This window comes from Halapricum hydrolyticum (assembly GCF_025517535.1).
In the GTDB taxonomy this organism is placed as follows: Archaea; Halobacteriota; Halobacteria; order Halobacteriales; family Haloarculaceae; genus Halapricum; species Halapricum hydrolyticum.
Map to the genome: position 1 here is coordinate 326,189 of NZ_JAOPKC010000002.1, position 17,157 is coordinate 343,345.

25 protein-coding genes are annotated in these 17,157 nt (G+C 63.6%); all 25 read left to right on the plus strand.

Features of this window, described 5'->3' with window-relative positions; genetic code table 11:
* The first annotated feature begins 4 nt into the window (after positions 1–4).
* The 25 genes from rpl4p (at position 5) to OB916_RS04740 (ending at position 16,911) form a co-directional block, all read left to right on the plus strand.
* Entirely contained in the window at positions 5–748 is a 744-nt protein-coding gene (gene rpl4p, locus OB916_RS04620; protein ID WP_315908104.1) for a 50S ribosomal protein L4, read from the plus strand.
* The gene (locus tag OB916_RS04625; RefSeq protein WP_315908105.1) at positions 745–1,005 is read left to right on the plus strand and encodes a 50S ribosomal protein L23; all 261 of its coding nucleotides are present in this window, start codon (positions 745–747) and stop codon (positions 1,003–1,005) included. Before rpl4p ends, OB916_RS04625 begins: the two co-directional genes overlap by 4 nt.
* Before the next feature lies 1 nt (position 1,006).
* Entirely contained in the window at positions 1,007–1,774 is a 768-nt protein-coding gene (locus tag OB916_RS04630) for a 50S ribosomal protein L2 (RefSeq protein ID WP_315908106.1), read from the plus strand.
* On the plus strand, positions 1,771–2,193 hold the full coding sequence (locus tag OB916_RS04635; protein ID WP_315908107.1) for a 30S ribosomal protein S19: 423 nt from the start codon (positions 1,771–1,773) through the stop codon (positions 2,191–2,193). Before OB916_RS04630 ends, OB916_RS04635 begins: the two co-directional genes overlap by 4 nt.
* Positions 2,194–2,195: 2 nt before the next feature.
* Positions 2,196–2,657 (plus strand): 50S ribosomal protein L22, encoded by a 462-nt coding sequence (locus OB916_RS04640; RefSeq protein WP_315908108.1) that lies wholly within the window; start codon positions 2,196–2,198, stop codon positions 2,655–2,657.
* Complete coding sequence (locus OB916_RS04645; protein WP_315908109.1) at positions 2,657–3,598, plus strand: 30S ribosomal protein S3; 942 nt, start codon at positions 2,657–2,659, stop codon at positions 3,596–3,598. The genes OB916_RS04640 and OB916_RS04645 overlap by 1 nt, the downstream gene beginning before the upstream one ends.
* The gene (rpmC, locus tag OB916_RS04650) at positions 3,595–3,801 is read left to right on the plus strand and encodes a 50S ribosomal protein L29 (RefSeq protein ID WP_315908110.1); all 207 of its coding nucleotides are present in this window, start codon (positions 3,595–3,597) and stop codon (positions 3,799–3,801) included. Before OB916_RS04645 ends, rpmC begins: the two co-directional genes overlap by 4 nt.
* 66 nt (positions 3,802–3,867) lie before the next feature.
* The gene (locus tag OB916_RS04655; RefSeq protein WP_315908111.1) at positions 3,868–4,155 is read left to right on the plus strand and encodes a ribonuclease P protein component 1; all 288 of its coding nucleotides are present in this window, start codon (positions 3,868–3,870) and stop codon (positions 4,153–4,155) included.
* Positions 4,146–4,478 (plus strand): 30S ribosomal protein S17, encoded by a 333-nt coding sequence (locus OB916_RS04660; RefSeq protein ID WP_229111742.1) that lies wholly within the window; start codon positions 4,146–4,148, stop codon positions 4,476–4,478. Before OB916_RS04655 ends, OB916_RS04660 begins: the two co-directional genes overlap by 10 nt.
* Positions 4,478–4,876, plus strand: coding sequence for a 50S ribosomal protein L14 (locus OB916_RS04665; protein WP_315908112.1), 399 nt, complete (start codon positions 4,478–4,480; stop codon positions 4,874–4,876). The genes OB916_RS04660 and OB916_RS04665 overlap by 1 nt, the downstream gene beginning before the upstream one ends.
* A gap of 4 nt (positions 4,877–4,880) precedes the next feature.
* Positions 4,881–5,243 (plus strand): 50S ribosomal protein L24, encoded by a 363-nt coding sequence (rplX, locus tag OB916_RS04670; RefSeq protein WP_315908113.1) that lies wholly within the window; start codon positions 4,881–4,883, stop codon positions 5,241–5,243.
* Positions 5,240–6,064 (plus strand): 30S ribosomal protein S4e, encoded by an 825-nt coding sequence (locus tag OB916_RS04675; RefSeq protein WP_315908114.1) that lies wholly within the window; start codon positions 5,240–5,242, stop codon positions 6,062–6,064. Before rplX ends, OB916_RS04675 begins: the two co-directional genes overlap by 4 nt.
* Positions 6,061–6,588: a 50S ribosomal protein L5 gene (locus OB916_RS04680; RefSeq protein WP_315908115.1), complete on the plus strand. Its 528-nt coding sequence runs from the start codon at positions 6,061–6,063 to the stop codon at positions 6,586–6,588. The genes OB916_RS04675 and OB916_RS04680 overlap by 4 nt, the downstream gene beginning before the upstream one ends.
* Positions 6,585–6,770 (plus strand): 30S ribosomal protein S14, encoded by a 186-nt coding sequence (locus OB916_RS04685; RefSeq protein WP_315908116.1) that lies wholly within the window; start codon positions 6,585–6,587, stop codon positions 6,768–6,770. The genes OB916_RS04680 and OB916_RS04685 overlap by 4 nt, the downstream gene beginning before the upstream one ends.
* Positions 6,771–6,772: 2 nt before the next feature.
* Positions 6,773–7,165, plus strand: a complete 393-nt coding sequence (locus OB916_RS04690; RefSeq protein WP_315908117.1) for a 30S ribosomal protein S8 — start codon at positions 6,773–6,775, stop codon at positions 7,163–7,165.
* 2 nt (positions 7,166–7,167) lie between these two features.
* Complete coding sequence (locus tag OB916_RS04695; protein ID WP_315908118.1) at positions 7,168–7,704, plus strand: 50S ribosomal protein L6; 537 nt, start codon at positions 7,168–7,170, stop codon at positions 7,702–7,704.
* Entirely contained in the window at positions 7,704–8,429 is a 726-nt protein-coding gene (locus OB916_RS04700) for a 50S ribosomal protein L32e (protein ID WP_315908119.1), read from the plus strand. Before OB916_RS04695 ends, OB916_RS04700 begins: the two co-directional genes overlap by 1 nt.
* Positions 8,426–8,878 (plus strand): 50S ribosomal protein L19e, encoded by a 453-nt coding sequence (locus OB916_RS04705; RefSeq protein WP_315908120.1) that lies wholly within the window; start codon positions 8,426–8,428, stop codon positions 8,876–8,878. The genes OB916_RS04700 and OB916_RS04705 overlap by 4 nt, the downstream gene beginning before the upstream one ends.
* The gene (locus OB916_RS04710; protein ID WP_315908121.1) at positions 8,878–9,441 is read left to right on the plus strand and encodes a 50S ribosomal protein L18; all 564 of its coding nucleotides are present in this window, start codon (positions 8,878–8,880) and stop codon (positions 9,439–9,441) included. Before OB916_RS04705 ends, OB916_RS04710 begins: the two co-directional genes overlap by 1 nt.
* Positions 9,438–10,076, plus strand: a complete 639-nt coding sequence (locus OB916_RS04715; protein WP_315908122.1) for a 30S ribosomal protein S5 — start codon at positions 9,438–9,440, stop codon at positions 10,074–10,076. The genes OB916_RS04710 and OB916_RS04715 overlap by 4 nt, the downstream gene beginning before the upstream one ends.
* Positions 10,076–10,543 (plus strand): 50S ribosomal protein L30, encoded by a 468-nt coding sequence (locus OB916_RS04720; protein ID WP_315908123.1) that lies wholly within the window; start codon positions 10,076–10,078, stop codon positions 10,541–10,543. Before OB916_RS04715 ends, OB916_RS04720 begins: the two co-directional genes overlap by 1 nt.
* Positions 10,543–11,028, plus strand: coding sequence for an uL15m family ribosomal protein (locus OB916_RS04725; RefSeq protein ID WP_315908124.1), 486 nt, complete (start codon positions 10,543–10,545; stop codon positions 11,026–11,028). Before OB916_RS04720 ends, OB916_RS04725 begins: the two co-directional genes overlap by 1 nt.
* A 2-nt stretch (positions 11,029–11,030) precedes the next feature.
* On the plus strand, positions 11,031–12,503 hold the full coding sequence (gene secY / locus OB916_RS04730; protein WP_315908125.1) for a preprotein translocase subunit SecY: 1,473 nt from the start codon (positions 11,031–11,033) through the stop codon (positions 12,501–12,503).
* A 342-nt stretch (positions 12,504–12,845) separates the two neighbouring features.
* Positions 12,846–15,155 carry an ATP-binding protein gene (locus OB916_RS04735; RefSeq protein ID WP_315908126.1) on the plus strand — a complete coding sequence of 770 codons (2,310 nt, stop codon included), beginning with the start codon at positions 12,846–12,848 and terminating at the stop codon, positions 15,153–15,155.
* Between the two features lie 667 nt (positions 15,156–15,822).
* Positions 15,823–16,911 carry a pyridoxal-phosphate-dependent aminotransferase family protein gene (locus tag OB916_RS04740; protein WP_315908127.1) on the plus strand — a complete coding sequence of 363 codons (1,089 nt, stop codon included), beginning with the start codon at positions 15,823–15,825 and terminating at the stop codon, positions 16,909–16,911.
* Positions 16,912–17,157 lie beyond the last annotated feature (246 nt).

Sequence of the window (17,157 nt, forward strand, 5' to 3'; positions counted from 1 at the left end):
CTGAATGCAGGCTACAGTATACGATCTGGACGGCGACGCCGACGACGAGGTCGATCTGCCGGCGGTCTTCGAGACGACCGTTCGGCCGGATCTGATCTCGCGTGCGGTCGAAGCCGCCCAGGCAAACCGAAAGCAGGACTACGGCAGCGACGACTACGCCGGCCTCCGTACCCCTGCCGAATCGTTCGGCAGCGGTCGCGGGCAGGCACACGTCCCGCGCCAGGACGGTACCGCAAAGCGGGTCCCCCAGGCCGTTTCCGGCCGCCGGGCACACCCGCCGAAAGAACAGAAAGATCGCGGCCTCGATCTCAACGACAAGGAACGCCAGAAGGCGATCCGTTCGGCGATCGCGGCGACCGCCGACGCAGAGGTCGTCGCCGAGCGCGGCCACGAGTTCGACGGGAATCTCGAACTCCCGCTGGTCGTCAGCGACGACTTCGAAGACCTCGTGAAGACGCAGGATGTCGTCGACGTGCTCGACGATCTCGGCGTTCACGCCGACATCGAGCGCGCGGACGACACGAAGATCAAGGCCGGCCAGGGCAAATCCCGCGGACGGAAGTACCGCCGGCCGAAGTCGATTCTGTTCGTCACGAGCGACGAGCCCTCGAAGGCCGCGCGGAACCTCGCCGGCGCCGACGTCGCGACCGCGGCGGAGGTCAACGCGGAAGACCTCGCACCCGGTGGCGACGCAGGCCGCCTGACGATCTGGACCGAAAGCGCACTCGCGGAGGTGGCTGACCGATGAGCGTACGCGACGTCATCAAGCATCCGCACGTCACCGAGAAGGCGATGGACAAGATGGACTTCCAGAACAAGCTGCTGTTCATCGCTGACATCGATGCGACGAAGGCCGAGATCGCCGACGCCATCGAGACGCAGTTCGATGTCACTGTCGAGAACGTGACGACGATGGTGACGATGGACGGCGACAAGAAGGCAGAAGTGACGCTTTCGGAGGACGACGACGCACAGGAAGTCGCCTCTCGAATCGGGGTGTTCTAAGATGGGACGACGCATTCGCGGACAGCGACGTGGTCGCGGCACACCGACGTTCCGTGCCCCGTCGCACCGCTACAAATCCGATCTGCAGCATCGCACGGTCGAAGACGGCGACGTCGTCTCCGGGACGGTCGTCGACATCGAACACGACCCGGCCCGTTCGGCGCCGATCGCGGCCGTCGAGTTCGAGGACAGCGAGGGACAGGGTCCCTCGGGCAGCCGGGCGGAGCCCGGCGACGGCGATCAGCGGCTCGTGCTGGCTCCCGAGGGTATCGGGGTCGGCGACGAGATCCAGGTCGGCGTCAGTGCCGAGATCGCACCCGGCAACACCCTGCCGCTGGCGGAGATCCCGGAGGGTGTTCCGGTGTGCAACATCGAGGCCAAACAGGGCGACGGCGGCAAGTTCGCCCGTGCCTCTGGTGTCAACGGTCGGCTTATCAGTCACGACCGGTCGGTTGCGGTCGTGCAGCTGCCCAGCGGGGAGTTCAAGCGACTCGATCCACAGTGTCGGGCCACGATCGGCGTGGTCGCCGGCGGTGGTCGGACCGAGAAACCGCTGGTCAAGGCCGGGAAGAAACACCACAAGGCGAAAGCACGCGGCATGGTCTGGCCGCGGGTTCGCGGGGTCGCGATGAACGCGGTCGACCACCCGTTCGGTGGCGGTGGCCGCCAGCACCCTGGCAAGCCCAAATCGATCTCCCGGAACGCCCCGCCGGGCCGGAAGGTCGGGGACATCTCCTCGCGACGCACGGGTCGCGGTGGTAACGAATGAGCTCGGACTATCAGATCGGCCACGAAGGCGAGTTTACCTACCGTGGCTACACGCTCGAGGAGTTGCAGGACATGGAGCTCGAGGAAGTCGCGGAACTGTTGCCCGCACGCATGCGGCGAAGTATCGAACGCGGCCTGTCCTACGAGAAACAGCAGTTGCTCGAGGAAGCCCGCGAGGCCGACGAGGACGAGACGGCCAACGACCCGATCCGAACCCACCTGCGGGACATGCCGGTCCTGCCGGAGTTCGTCGGGTTGACCTTCGCCGTCCACAACGGCCAGAGCTTCGAGCGTGTGAAGGTCGAGCCGGAGATGCTCGGTCACTACCTCGGTGAGTTCCAGCTCACCCGCACGTCGGTCGAACACGGACAGGCCGGTATCGGGGCGACCCGATCCTCGAAGTTCGTACCGCTCAAGTAACTATGGGAATCAGCTACTCAGTCGACGCCGACCCCGAGACGACCGCGAAAGCGATGCTCCGGGAGCGGCAGATGAGCCACAAGCACAGCAAGGCCATCGCCCGGGAAATCAAGGGCAAGACAGCCGGCGAGGCTGTCGAGTACCTCGAGGCTGTCATCGAGGGGGACCAGCCGGTCCCCTTCCGACAGCACAACTCGGGCGTCGGCCACCGGAAAAACATCGACGGCTGGGACGCCGGTCGCTTCCCAGAGAAGGCCAGCAAGGCCTTCCTGGACCTGCTCGAAAACGCGATCAACAACGCCGACGAGCAGGGCTTCGACGGTGAGAGCATGACGGTCATGCACTGTGCCGCCCACAAGGTCGGCGAAGTCGAAGGCCGCCAGCCCCGCGCGATGGGGCGAGCCTCGCCGTTCAACAGCATGGAAGTCGACGTCGAACTCATCCTCGAGGAGGTCGAAGAATAATGGCGGACGAACAGCAGTTCATCGAGGACGGACTCCAGCGGACCCAGATCGACGAGTTCTTCGCCGAAGAGCTGGGCCGTGCGGGCTACGGCGGCATGGACGTCGCCAAGACGCCGATGGGGACTCAGATCGTCCTCAAGGCCGAAAAGCCCGGGATGGTCATCGGCAAGGGCGGGAAGAACATCCGCAAGCTCACGAACACGCTCGAAGAGCGGTTCGACCTGGAGGACCCACAGGTGGACGTCCAGGAAGTCGAAGAGCCGGACTTGAACGCCCAGATCGTCGCCGACCGGCTGGCGAACGCCCTGGAGCGTGGCTGGTACTTCCGGAAGGCCGGTCACACCACGATCGACCGGATCATGGAAGCCGGCGCGAAGGGTGCCGAGATCGTCCTCTCGGGGAAGGTCACGGGTGCACGCTCGCGCGTGGAGAAGTTCAACCGTGGCTACATCAAGCACAACGGTGAGCCTGCCCAGAACATCGTCGACCACGGGCAGGGCGTCGCAGTGATGAAGCTCGGCACGATCGGTGTGGACGTCAAGATCATCCCGCCGGACGCCGAGCTGCCCGACGACTTCGAGATCTACGAGGACGTCGACGTCGCCGATTACGTCGAGGACGTCGAGGGCGAGACCGTCGAGGAACTCCTCGAGGGCGAACCCGAAGAGGATGAGGCCGCAGCGCCCGAAGCCGCCGAGGAGACGCCCGACGTCGACGAAGAGGTCGTCGAGGAAGCGCCCGAAGACTTCGAGGACGTCGACGTGCCTGACGACGATGACGTCGAGGAGGAACTCGACGAACTCGAAGAGGCCGTCGACGAGGAACTCGACGAGGAGACCGAGGCGGAAGCCGAGGAACTCCTGGACGAAATGGACGACGAACCGGCCGACGCCGACGACGAGTCGGCGTCAGCCGACACCGACGAGGAGGATGAACAATGAGCATCATCCACGTCGAAGAGCTGCGTGACATGACGCCCGCGGAACGGCAGAACGAGCTCGAAGAGCTCGAGACGGAGCTGCTGAACGCCGAGGCCGTCAAGGCCGCCGGTGGTGCGCCGGACAATCCCGGACGTATCGGCGAGCTCCGTCGGACGATCGCGCGGATCAAAACGATCCAGCGCGAAGAGGGTGATCTCGAATGAGATCACCGCACCGTCGCAGCGGCGTCAGCAGCGAGAAGCGAGACCTCGACGAGGAGGAACAGTAAGATGACACGCACGCCCGAGACGCTCGCGCGACACGAACTGGTCGGACTCGACGTTCGCGTCACTGTGGCGTCCGATCCCGACCTGCTGGATATCGAAGGCGAGGTCGTCATGGAGACGACCAACACGTTGCACGTCGAGCGAGCCGACCGGGCGTGGCAGGTGCCGAAGGCCGCCGCGACGTTTGCGTTCACCCTGCCGAGCGGTGAGACAGTCCGCATCGAGGGCGAGCGACTCGTCGCGCGACCGGCCCGACGCACAGAACACACAGGTGATTCCACATGGCGATAGGACTGAACGTACAACAGCCGGAGACGAGCTGTGACGACGAGAACTGTCCGTTCCACGGCACCCTCTCGGTGCGCGGACAGACGCTCGAAGGCACAGTCGCCTCCACAGACATGGAGAAGACCGTCGTCGTCGAGCGCGAATACGACGTCAAGGTACCCAAGTACGACCGCTACATGAAACGGCGGTCCCGGGTGCCAGCGCACGCACCGCCGTGCCTCGACATCGAGGTCGGCGACACGGTCACGATAGCAGAGACACGACCGCTCTCGAAGACGAAATCTCACGTCGTCGTCGACGTGACCCCCGAAGGAGGTGAGGAGTGATGGAAGCGCTGAAAGCAGACGTCACCCAGGGCCTGGAGAAAGGCTCGCTGATCAACTGTGCCGACAACACCGGCGCACGCGAACTCAAAGTGATCAGCATCAGCAACTACCAGGGAACCAAGAACCGCCATCCCAAGGCGGGTCTGGGTGACAAGATCACCGTCTCGGTCACCAAGGGGACGCCGGAGATGCGTCGCCAGGTGCTCGAGGCGGTCGTCATCCGCCAGCGCAAGCCCATCCGTCGGCCCGACGGTACGCGCGTCAAATACGAAGACAACGCGGCCGTCATCGTCGACGAGAACGAGGACCCCCGCGGGACCGAGATCAAGGGTCCCGTCGCGCGGGAAGTCGCAGAGCGGTTCGGCAGTATCGCCTCGACAGCGACAATGATCGTATAGAACCATGAGCAAGCAACCATCGAAACAGCGAACCCAGACACGGCGCGCCCCGCTGCACGAGAAGCAAAAGCAGGTCCGGGCGACGCTGGCGGCGGATCTCCGCGAGGAGTACGGCCAGCGGTCGGTCCGCGTCAACGAGGGCGACACCGTCGAGGTCATGCGCGGCGACTTTGCCGGCGAGGAAGGCGACGTCGTCGATGTCGACCTCAGAGACGCTGTCGTACACGTCGAGGACGTGACCCTCGAGACGGCCGACGGGGAAGAGGTCCCCCGGCCGCTCGAGCCGAGCAACCTCCGCGTGATCGACCTCGACCTCGAGGACGATCGTCGGCAGGCGCGTCTGGAAAGCGAGGAGGATAGCGCATGAGCAATCATCAGAAACGACTCTCGGTACCGAACAGTTGGCCAGTCGAGCGAAAGACACAGACGTTCACCGTCAAGGCCGACGCCGGCCCGCACGGTGAGGACGGCGTCCCCCTGCTGATCGTCCTTCGGGACGTGCTCGGGTACGTCGACAACCGCAAGGAAGCCCGCTACGCGCTGAATCAGGATCAGATCCTGATCAACGGCACGCCCGAGAGCGACGAATCGCGCCCGGTCGGGATGTTCGACATCCTGGCGTTTACCGAGCGCGAGGAGTACTACCGGGTGTTCCCCGGCCAGGGTGGCCGGCTCGCGCTGACGGCCATCGACGAAGACGCAGCCGAGTCCAAACTCGGCAAGATCGTCGGCAAGCAGTACGTCCCCGGCGGCGACGTCCAGATGACGTTGCACGACGGACACACGCTGCTGGTCGACGACGCCAGCGAGTACGCCCCCGGCGACTCGATCGTCATCGCCAACGACGACGACGAGATCGTCGCCCACTTCGAGTACGAGGAGGGTGCACTCGTCACTGCAGTCGACGGCCAGCACGCCGGCGAGATCGGCACGATCGACGAGGTCCAGGTCACCGCCAGCTCCTCGCCGAACAACGTCCTGGTCGCCCAGGAAGACGGTGCAGGCTTCGAGACGATCGAAGAGTACGTCGTCGTCATCGACGAGAACTTCACGAGTGACGACGAGGACGAGCAGGCCGCGCCCGAGGCCGACGCAGGGGCCGAGACGCCCGACGAGGCCGACGCGGAGACGGACGACGAGGAAGCCACCGAGGCGGACGCTGAAGAAGACGGAGGTGACGACGAATGAGCTCCGAGACCGAGAGTAGCTTCCACGAGATGCGCGAGCCGCGCATCGAGAAAGTCGTCGTCCACATGGGTGTCGGCGAAGGCGGTCGAGAACTCGCCAACGCCGAGGACATCCTCGAGGAGGTCACCGGCCAGGAGTCCGTTCGGACCCAGGCCAAAGAGACCGTCGGCGAGTTCAACATCCGTCAGGGAGACCCGATCGGTGCGAAGGTCACGCTACGGGACGAACAGGCCGAGCAGTTCCTGGAGACGGCACTGCCCCTGGTCGATCTCGACGCGGGACAGTTCGACGACACGGGCAACTTCAGCTTCGGTGTCGAGGAACACACCGAGTTCCCGAGCCAGGAGTACGACCCGACGATCGGGATCTACGGGCTGGACGTGACGGTCAACCTCGTCCGTCCGGGCTACCGCGTCGCCAAGCGCGAAAAGGCCGCCCGTTCGATTCCCTCGAACCACCGACTCGATCCGGAGGACGCGGTCGAGTTCGTCGAGTCGATCTTCGATGTGGAGGTGAACGAATGAGCGAATCCGAGCAGGAATCGAAAGAAGCCACTGGCGAGCAGGCCGCGAAGCGAACCGAGCAGATGCAGGCCTGCCAGCGTTGCGGTCGCGAGCAGGGACTGGTCGGGAAGTACGATATCTGGCTGTGTCGCCAGTGCTTCCGAGAGATCTCCCGCGACATGGGCTTCAAGAAGTACAGCTAACAATGACAGGAAACGATCCACTCAGCAACGCGCTGTCGGCGATCGACAACGCCGAGGGCGTCGGAAAGCTGACACAGACAGTCGAGCCCGCCTCGAACGAGATCGGCAGCGTACTCGAAGTCTTCTACGACAGCGGGTACATCGGCGGCTTCGAGTTCGTCGACGACGGTAAAGCCGGGAAGTTCGAGGTCGAACTAAAGGGTGCGATCAACGAGTGTGGCTCCGTCCAGCCCCGCTACTCGGCGGGCGCTGACGAGTTCGAGAAGTGGGAGAAGCGGTTCCTCCCCGCGCAGGACTACGGCGCACTCGTTGTTACCACCAGCCACGGGATCATGAGCCACTACGAGGCCCGCCAGCAGGGCGTCGGTGGCCAGGTGATCGCATACGTCTACTAACAATGGCACGAACAGTACTCGAAATTCCGGACGATGTCAGCGCCGAGATGGACCATCTCGAGCTGACAGTCGAGGGACCGCAGGGCAGCGTTACGCGCCGACTCTGGTACCCGGACGTCTCAGTCGATGTTGAGAGCGACGAGGTCGTCATCGAGTCCGACGAAGACGACGCCAAGACGCGCGCGACTGTCGGGACCTTCGAGAGCCACGTGGAGAACATGTTCCACGGGGTCACCGAAGGCTGGGAATACAAGATGGAGATCTTCTACTCTCACTTCCCGATGCAGGTCCGCGCCGAAAGCGACGAGGTCGTCATCGAGAACTTCCTCGGGGAGAAGGCCCCGCGGAAGACGCCGATCCACGGTGACACCGAGGTCGACGTCGACGGCGAGGAGATCACGCTCTCCGGGCCGAGCATCGAGGACGTCGGCCAGACGGCTGCTGATATCGAGCAGCTGACCCGCGTCACGGACAAGGACGTCCGGGTCTTCCAGGACGGCGTCTACATCACCGAGAAACCGAACCGAGGTGACGCCTGATGGCAGATAACAACGAGACAGACGCCGACGAGTTCGAGGAGTTGACAGACATCAGCGGCGTCGGCGACGCGAAAGCCGAGGCGCTGCGCGAGGCCGGCTTCGAGACGATCGAAGACGTCCGCGCCGCCTCCCAGGAAGAACTCGCGGAGGCCGACGGCGTCGGGAACGCGCTCGCTGCGCGTATCAAAGCCGACGTCGGCGGGCTCGAAGTCTCCGAAGAGGCCGCGGGCGAGGTCGAGGAAGAAGCACCCGAGGAGACATCAGAAGCCGAAGAAGAAGTCGAGACGGAGCTCCAGCCCCGAGGGCTGGTCGAGAAGACGCCGGATCTGGACGAGGACACCGAACGGCTGCTGACCCAGCGCAAGCGGGTCGGCAAGCCGCAGTTCAACCGCCAGGACTACCACAAGAAAAAGCGCACTCCGACTTCCTGGCGCGAACCCCGCGGTGGCCTCTCCAAGCAGCGGCGAGGCATCAAGGGCAAGGGGCCGAAAGTCGAAGCCGGCTTCCGGACGCCCAAGGAAGTACGCGGCCTGCACCCCAGCGGCTTCGAGGAGGTCCGCGTGCACAACGTGGACGACCTCGACGACGTCGACGGTGACACCCAGGCTGTACGCATCGCCTCGAAAGTCGGCGCGCGCAAGCGCGAACGGATCGAGGAAGCCGCCGAGGACGCCGGCATTCGCGTCCTCAATCCCACATACGTTGAAGTGGAGGTGTCAGAATGAGTGATCTTAGCGCACAGAAGCGACTGGCCGCGGACGTGCTGGACGTCGGCAAGAACCGGATCTGGTTCGATCCCGACGCACAGGGCGAGATCGCCGACGCGATCACACGTGAGGACGTCCGCGAACTGGTCGATGAGGGACTCATCCAGACGAAGGAAGCCGGCGGCAACTCCCGCGGTCGCGCCAAAGAGCGCCAGCAGAAACGCTCCTATGGCCACCAGAAGGGACACGGTTCCCGCAAAGGGAAAGCCGGCGGTCGCGAGAACGAGAAAGACGACTGGCAGTCGCGCATCCGCGCTCAGCGGCGTCGGCTGCGCGAGCTTCGCGACGAGGAAGAGACGCTGAGTCCCACGGAGTATCGCACGCTATACAACCGCGCGAGCGGCGGCGAGTTCGATTCGGTCGCCGACCTCGAGCGGTATATCGACGAACAATTCGGTGAGAATTGATGGCGACAGGACCACGATACAACGTTCCGATGCGCCGGCGCCGCGAGGCCCGGACGGATTACCATCAGCGGTTGCGCCTGTTGAAATCCGGCGAACCCCGCTTGGTCGCTCGCAAGAGCAACAAACATGTCAGGGCGCAGCTGGTGACGACGGGTCCCAACGGCGACGTGACGGCCGCGAGCGCAGTCTCCAGCGACCTCGAGGAATACGGCTGGGAAGCCCCAACGGGTAATCTCCCCGCCGCGTACCTCACGGGGCTGCTGGCCGGACTGCGGGCCGTCGAGGCCGGCTTCGAGTCGGCCGTGCTGGACATCGGACTCAACAGCCCGACCCCCGGTAGTAAAGTATTCGCAGTGCAGGAAGGCGCAATCGACGCCGGCCTGGAAATCCCCCACAACGACGAGGTACTCGCGCCCTGGGAGCGCACGCGCGGCGAGCACATCGCCGAGTACGCCGAGTCCCTGGACGAGGACCTCTACAGTGGGGACTTCGACGCGACGGAACTGCCGTCGCATTTCGACGAGATCCGAGAGACCCTCCTGGAGGGTGACATCGACCTATGAGCGAGCAAGACGGATGGACACCACGGACGCGGCTCGGCCGGAAAGTAGCCGAGGGCGAGATCGAGACGATGCAGGACGCCCTCAACGCCGGTCTGCCGCTGAAAGAACCGGAGATCGTAGACCAGCTCGTCCCCGACCTGGAGGACGAAGTACTGGACATCAACATGGTCCAGCGGATGACCGACTCGGGTCGCCGGGTCAAGTTCCGCTGTGTCGTCGTCGTGGGCAACCGCGACGGGCTGGTCGGCTACGCCGAGGGGCGTGACGACCAGGTCGGCGGCGCGATCCAGAAGGCGATCGACATCGCCAAGCTCAACCTCATCGACGTCTCCCGGAGCTGTGGCTCCTGGGAGTGTGGCTGTGGCCGACCGCACACGGTCGCGCTGCGCACGACCGGCAAGGCCGGAAGCGTCGAAGTCGAACTCCAGCCCGCCCCGCGCGGGCTGGGCCTGGCGGGCGGAGAGACCGTCCGCAAGGTGCTCGAGCTCGCAGGTATCGAGGACATCTGGACGCGTTCGTCCGGGAACACGCGCACGACGGTCAACTTCGCGAAGGCGACGTTCAACGCCCTTCGCAACACCGCCGAAGCGCGTGTACCCGAGCGAGCATACGAGAAGCGTGAGGTGATCGAATGATGAAGGCAGTCGTTCAGATTCGTGGCGAGGTCAACATGTCTGGCGACGTCGAGGACACCCTCGACATGCTGAACCTGGGTCGCGTCAACCACGCGACGCTGGTGCCGGACACGGACGCCTATCACGGCATGATTACGAAAGTCAACGACTGGGTCGCGTACGGCGAACCCAGCCAGGACGTCCTGGAGACCGTCCTCAAGAAGCGCGCCGAACCGCTTGAAGGGGACGGTTTCGACGACGACAGCTGGTGGGCGACCTGGGAGACTGACTACGATAGTGTCGGTGCGCTCGCGGAAGCGCTGCTCGACGAGGAGACGACCCTGAAAGAGCAGGGGCTGTCACCGACGCTCCGGCTGCACCCGCCGCGTGGTGGTCACGACGGGATCAAACACCCGACCAAGGAAGGCGGGCAGCTCGGCAAACAGACGACCGAAGATATCGACGAGCTCCTGGAGGCGATGCGATAATGACGAGCAAGAAGAAACGCCAGCGCGGTTCGCGAACCCATGGCGGCGGCTCGCACAAGAATCGACGCGGGGCCGGCCACCGTGGCGGTCGCGGCGCGGCCGGTCGCGACAAACACGAGTTCCACAACCACGAGCCGCTCGGCAAGTCCGGGTTCACGCGCCCGGAGAAGGCAAAGGAGACCGTCGAGACGATCGACGTTCGCGAACTCGACGAGGACGCGCCGCTGCTCGCAGCGGACGACCTCGCCGAGGAGACTGACGGCGGCTACCGGATCGACGTCCGCGAGATCGTCGAGACGACTGCCGAGACGGACGTCGTGAAGGTGCTCGGTGCCGGGCAGGTTCGCAACGAACTCGAACTGGTTGCTGACGACTTCTCCGAGACTGCTCGCGAGAAAGTCGAAGCAGCGGGCGGCAGCGTCGAGCTGACCGAACGCGGCGAGAAGCGACAGGCTGAAGACGAATCCGACGCCGACAACGAATAACGATGAGCTGGAAGGACACCGCCGAACCGTTGCTCACCCGCATGCCCTCCGTGGAGCGGCCCGACCGACACGTGCCGTTCAAACGGAAGCTTGCATGGACCGCCGGCGTGCTGGTCCTGTATTTCTTCCTGACGAACGTGTTCCTGTTTGGGCTCGAGCGCGGTGCCGGCAGCGACGCGTTCGGTCGTTTCCGATCGATCCTCGCGGGCGGACAGGGGACGATTGTACATCTCGGCATCGGCCCGATCGTCACGGGGAGCATCGTCTTGCAACTGCTGGGCGGTGCCAACCTGCTGGGACTCGATACCCAGAACAACCCCCGCGACCAGGTCCTGTATCAGGGGCTGCAGAAGCTGCTGGTGATCACGATGGTCATTCTGACGGGGGTCCCGATGGTGTTCGCCGGGAACTTCCTGCCGGCGAGCGAGAGCCTTTCCCAGACGTTCCCGGGCGGCGCGTTCGGGGTGAACATGCTCATGTTCGGGCAGGTCTTCGTCGGCGGTGTCCTCATCCTGTACATGGACGAGGTGATCAGCAAATGGGGCGTCGGCAGCGGCGTCGGGCTGTTCATTATCGCCGGCGTGAGCCAGCGGCTCATCGGCGGACTCATCGCGATCGAACCACTCCCCGGCGGGACGATCGGCGTCATTCCGGCGTACATCCGGATGGCGCTCGGTGATCTTCCTGCGTCCGCGCCGAACCTCTTCTTCGGGTTCCAGAGTCCGAGCGGGCAGATCTCGGGGATTCTGGCGATCATCACGACGATCCTGATCTTCGTGATCGTCGTGTACGCCGAGTCTGTCCGGGTCGAGATCCCGCTCAGTCACGCCCGAGTCAAGGGCGCACGCGGGCGTTTCCCGGTGAAACTCATCTACGCGAGCGTCCTGCCGATGATCCTCGTGCGGGCGCTCCAGCAGAACATCCAGTTCATCGGGCAGCTCCTCAATTCCCAGAGTTCGCTGCCGGCCTGGGTCGGACAGTATTCCGACGGACAGCCCATCAGTGGGCTGTTCTACTATCTCGCACCCATCCAGTCACGGCGGGACTGGATGTGGTTCGTCGACAACCCGATGGGCAATCCGGAAGTCTGGCAGATCCTGTTGCGGGTGGCCGTGGACCTGACGTTCATGGTCGCCGGTGGCGCGATCTTCGCCATCTTCTGGGTCGAGACGACCGACATGGGGCCGGAAGCGACGGCCCAGCAGATCCAGAACTCCGGGATGCAGATCCCTGGATTCCGGCAGAACCCTGGCGTACTCGAGAAGGTGCTCGAACGATACATCCCGCAGGTGACCGTCATCGGCGGTGCGCTCGTCGGGCTGCTCGCGGTCGGCGCGAACATGCTCGGCACGATCGGCGGTGTCTCTGGAACGGGGCTGCTGCTGACCGTCTCGATCACCTACAAGCTCTACGAGGAGATCGCCGAAGAGCAACTCATGGAGATGCACCCCATGATGCGCCAGATGTTCGGCTAACTGACCGCAATTATCACAGAATCCGCCGTAATTCTCCCTCGTTTTTCGTTCGCCGAACGAGGCCTGCCATGGCCGATGAGGACGAAGCACCGTGCGTACGACCACGAGTTTCACAGACCGGAAGCGCCGGGAGAAAATACGCCGTAGAACACCACCACGGCAGCATGAGGGGATTGTTCGTGACACTGTCAGGACACGATTAGCGATGAATGGGTGCCCCGGCTGAGAGCACCGTGAACGCCGACAAAGGCAACCTCGGAATCAATAAAATCAAATCCGAGAAAAACAGTGTCAAGTCATGAATAGAGGGTACTTTTACATCATAGTACACAATTACGTGCTATGAGCAACCGGTCAGGCATCCGCGTCTTGCACGTGGATGACGAACTCGATTTTGCCGATCTTACTGCCGATTACTTGGAACGTACAGATGACCGTTTCACTGTCGTATCTGTGACTGATCCGAACACGGGACTCGATCGCCTCGACAAGGACGACTTCGACTGTATCGTCTCCGATTACGCGATGCCCGGAATGAATGGTCTCGAGTTCCTCGAGGCCGTCCGAGACGAGGATCCTGAACTTCCGTTCGTGTTGTTCACAGGCCAGGGATCAGAAGAAGTCGCCAGTGAGGCGATTGCCGCCGGTGCGACAGATTATCTCCAGAAGGGAGGGAGTATCGACCAGTACGAACTGCTCGCCAATCGGATTCGAAACGCGGTCGAGCAGTATCGCTCGAGAAAGCGCGCAGCGACGCTCACTCGACTTCGCTCGCTCGCTGGGGACATCACTCAGGCGCTCGTCCGAGCCCAGTCCCGAGACGAGGTCGAAACGCGCGTCTGTGAGCGGATCAGTACTACTGATCCCTACACCGCCGCCTGGATCGGGACTGTCAATCCCGAAACTGGCCGTGTCGAATCGCGAACGACGGCCGGTCACGTCGATCCGTCTTCCTGCGACGCCACAATCACTGCTGACATCGACTCGCTCGAACGAGAACTGGCAGAGACGGCACTCCGTGAACGACGGGTCGCAGTGAGCCAGGATATCGCCAGGGACTCATCAGCCGGTCTGTGGAAACAGGCCGCTGTCGACTCTGGAGTACGCTCGGCAGCCGCTGTACCGCTCACGTATGACGACACCCAGTACGGCGCTCTCGTCGTGTATGCAGATGATCCCGAACTGTTCGATGAAGACGAACGAGCGTTGCTGTCAGAACTCGGCAGTGACATCGGTCACGCGACCCACTCACTGGAGATCGAGGCTCAGCTCCGCGCAGAGCGCGATCGCCGGGAGGCGTTGTTCACGAACGCACCGACGCCCGTACTGGAGTCCCGGCCTCAGGGGGAGAAGCACGTCATCGTGGCCGTGAACGATGCGTTCGAATCGGTGTTCGGGATCAACCGCGAGGACGCCGTCGGAAACCCCGGGACAGACGTGCATATCCCGCAGGACGCATCCGACCGTCATGCGGAGATCCGCGAACGTACCGAGGCAGGCGAGACAGTCACGTTCGAGATCGAACGCGACACCGCTGACGGGCGGCGGGAGTTCGTCACCCATGCGGTCCCGCACGGGACAGACGAAGAGGGTCCCGACGGCTTTTACGTCTGGTATACCGACGTGACCGAGCAGAGGCGACGCGAGTGGGAACAAAGCGCTCTCCGTGAACAGATACTGTTCGCTCTAGAGACGACACGTTCGATTATCTGGACCGTGACCCTCGACGACGGCGAATTCGAGTTCTACGGTTTAAGTGATATCTTCGGCAGGCTAGACATCGATGACTGGGAAGACTTCCTAGCAAAAGCTGTCCATCCGAAAGATCGAGCGAAGGTTGCGCGTCAGTACAGGACGGTGGAACGCGGCGAAACGGACGAGTTCGTCGTCGAGTACCGGACAAATCCTGCGTCCGGAGACACTCGGTGGCTGCGATCGGAAGGGTACGTACGGGGCACCGATGCACCGCGAGTCATCGTTGGATTGACAACAGATGTCACCTCGCAGAAAGAGCACGAACAGGCCTTACAGCGACAGAACGAGCGCCTGAATCAATTTGCGAACGTGATTAGCCACGATCTCCGCAATCCGCTGCACGTCGCGCAGGGCCACATCAATCTGACGCGCCAGGGGTGCGACAGCGACTCGCTAGACGATGCGGCTGACGCGATCGATCGAGGACTGGCATTGGTTGACGACGTCCTCGCGCTTGCCCGGGAAGAGAACCCGGCAAGTGGGGTCGAACCGGTCGATCTGGAAGAGGTAGTGACACAGTGCTGGGAGACAGTCATGACGAGTGACGCGACGCTCACTGTTGAAACGGGTCACACGATCGACGCCGACCCGGGTCGGCTCAAACAGGTTTTCGAGAACCTGTTCCGCAACGCGGTCGAACACGCTGGCGGCGACGTGACTATCACAGTCGGCGATCTCGACGATGGCTTCTACGTCGAGGACAACGGCCCCGGAATCCCGAACGAAGACCGCGACGACGTTTTCGAACCAGGGTATTCAACAGCTGGCGAGGGGACTGGATTTGGTCTAGCGATCGTCAACGAAATCGCGGACGCACACAACTGGGCAGTGCAAGTAACGGACAGCGAAACGGGAGGCGCACGGTTCGAAATCACGGACGTCAGGGTGAAATCATGATCTTCCCGTGGCGTTGCGTGATAGAGATGCGATCGCATACCCCCGCTTTCCCGTGAGTGACGAGTGTTCCGACACTCAGTCGGAACCGAGAAGCGAACAGGTGGGGGTTGAGCGGACACTCCTGCCGAGAAACCGCCGTACTGTGGCCGGACTGGCTGAACAGCCGAACGTTTTTGTTATGGTCTGCCGTACTTGAAATCGCTACGGAATCGGTGAGATGCTGGCCCCCAACAGACAAGGGGCGGTGACGAACGCGGTCTGTCCGTCACACAGCAATGACATCGATTCCGATGGGGCCTGCGTGACCGGGCCACAGCCCTACAGCGAGGGAGAAAACGAGAGTTTCGCCGGTATGCTGCTGGTTCCCTCTGAGTGCGGGTTGGAACCGGAACGGTCTGCTTCGGTAGGCCGCTCATCCGGTGGCCGGATGCCACGGCCTGAAGGCCGTGGAGGAGGTCACTACTTGGCCGCCGGTCTTCGAGCGCAGATACTCTTCGATCGAGGAGGGAACGGGCGACGGTTTCGCGATCGTGGTGGAGATCGTTGAGGCCCACAGCTGAGACGTTCACGTGACCGAGAACGCCGACAGCGGCGTGCAGTCCGAAGCCGGGTGTTCGACCGTCCGTTGAGGCGGGGATATTCGTAGCCACGATCCGAACGAGGTGGTATGGCAGGTGACGACGATCGACTGCGGATGACGCCTGGACCGACAGCGGTCCCACCGGAGGTCCGGGACGCGATGGCACGGCCGGCACAGAACCCCGACGTTGAGCCGGAGTTCACCGAGTACTACCGGACGCTACTGGAGAAGCTCTCGACGGTGTACGGGACGGACGACGACATCGTAATCCTCGGCGGAGAGGGGATGGTCGGACTCGAAGCGGCCGTCGCGTCACTGCTCGAACCCGGCGAGACGGCCCTGTGTCTCGCTAACGGCAGCTTCGGCGACGGGTTCGCCGACCTCGTCGAGATGCACGGCGCCATCCCCGTGCGCCAGGAGGCGCCGCCCGACGCCGGGTTCGACGCCGAGACGACGAAGGAGCACCTCGAAGAACACGACGTCGCGGTCGCGACGATGGTCCACTGCGAGACCCCGACGGGCGCGCTCAACGGTCTGAAATCCGTCCTCGAGGTGCTGGACGACGCGGGCGTCCTCACTATCGTCGACGCAGTGTCGTCGCTCGGCGGAGCCCCGGTCCCGACCGAGACGACCGATGTCGTCCTCAGCGCCTCACAGAAGTGTCTCAGCTCGCCACCCGGGCTGGCGACGCTGTCGGTCAGCGACGCGGCGTGGGCCAAAGTCGAGGCGACCGACCAGGACACCTTCTACACGAACCTCCTTCCCTGGCACGATATCGGACTCGACGACGAGGGACCACCGCGGATGCCCTACACACATCTGATCTCGAATCTCTACGCGCTGGAGGCGTCGCTGGATCGGCTCCTTGAGGAGGGGATCGACCGGGCGCACCGACGCCACGAGCGCGTCGCCCGCCAGTGCCGGGAACGGGGGGCCGAACTCGGACTCGAGCCGTTCCAGCCACCCCACCGGCGCTCGCCGACAGTGACGGCCTTCGAGGTCGACGGCCGGGCCGGTGCGCTCCAGCGTCGACTCCTCGAGCGTGACGTCCTGGTCGCGACGAGTCTTGGCAAGTTCGCTGACGACCTCCTTCGGATCGGACATATGGGGTACAACGCCGACCCTGAGCGTGTCGGACAGACGATGGACGCGCTTGAGGCCGTGCTCGAGGCGTAGCCACGACGTTCCGTCTCGGGAGGGCCACTCGTCGATCGCGGCCCGGGGGATCGAACCGTCGATTTCGACGCCTTCGCGGATTGGATAGGGCGTCGGCACACTCGCGGTAGTGACCTCTCTGTCGACGCATCGACTTCGCAAGACAACGACGAAAACCCCCGCACAGCGTTGTCACTGTGCGAGGGTGATGTAGTATGAATGGGAGGCGGCGAACCGGATTTCCCAGAGGCTCGCGCACTCCAGTAC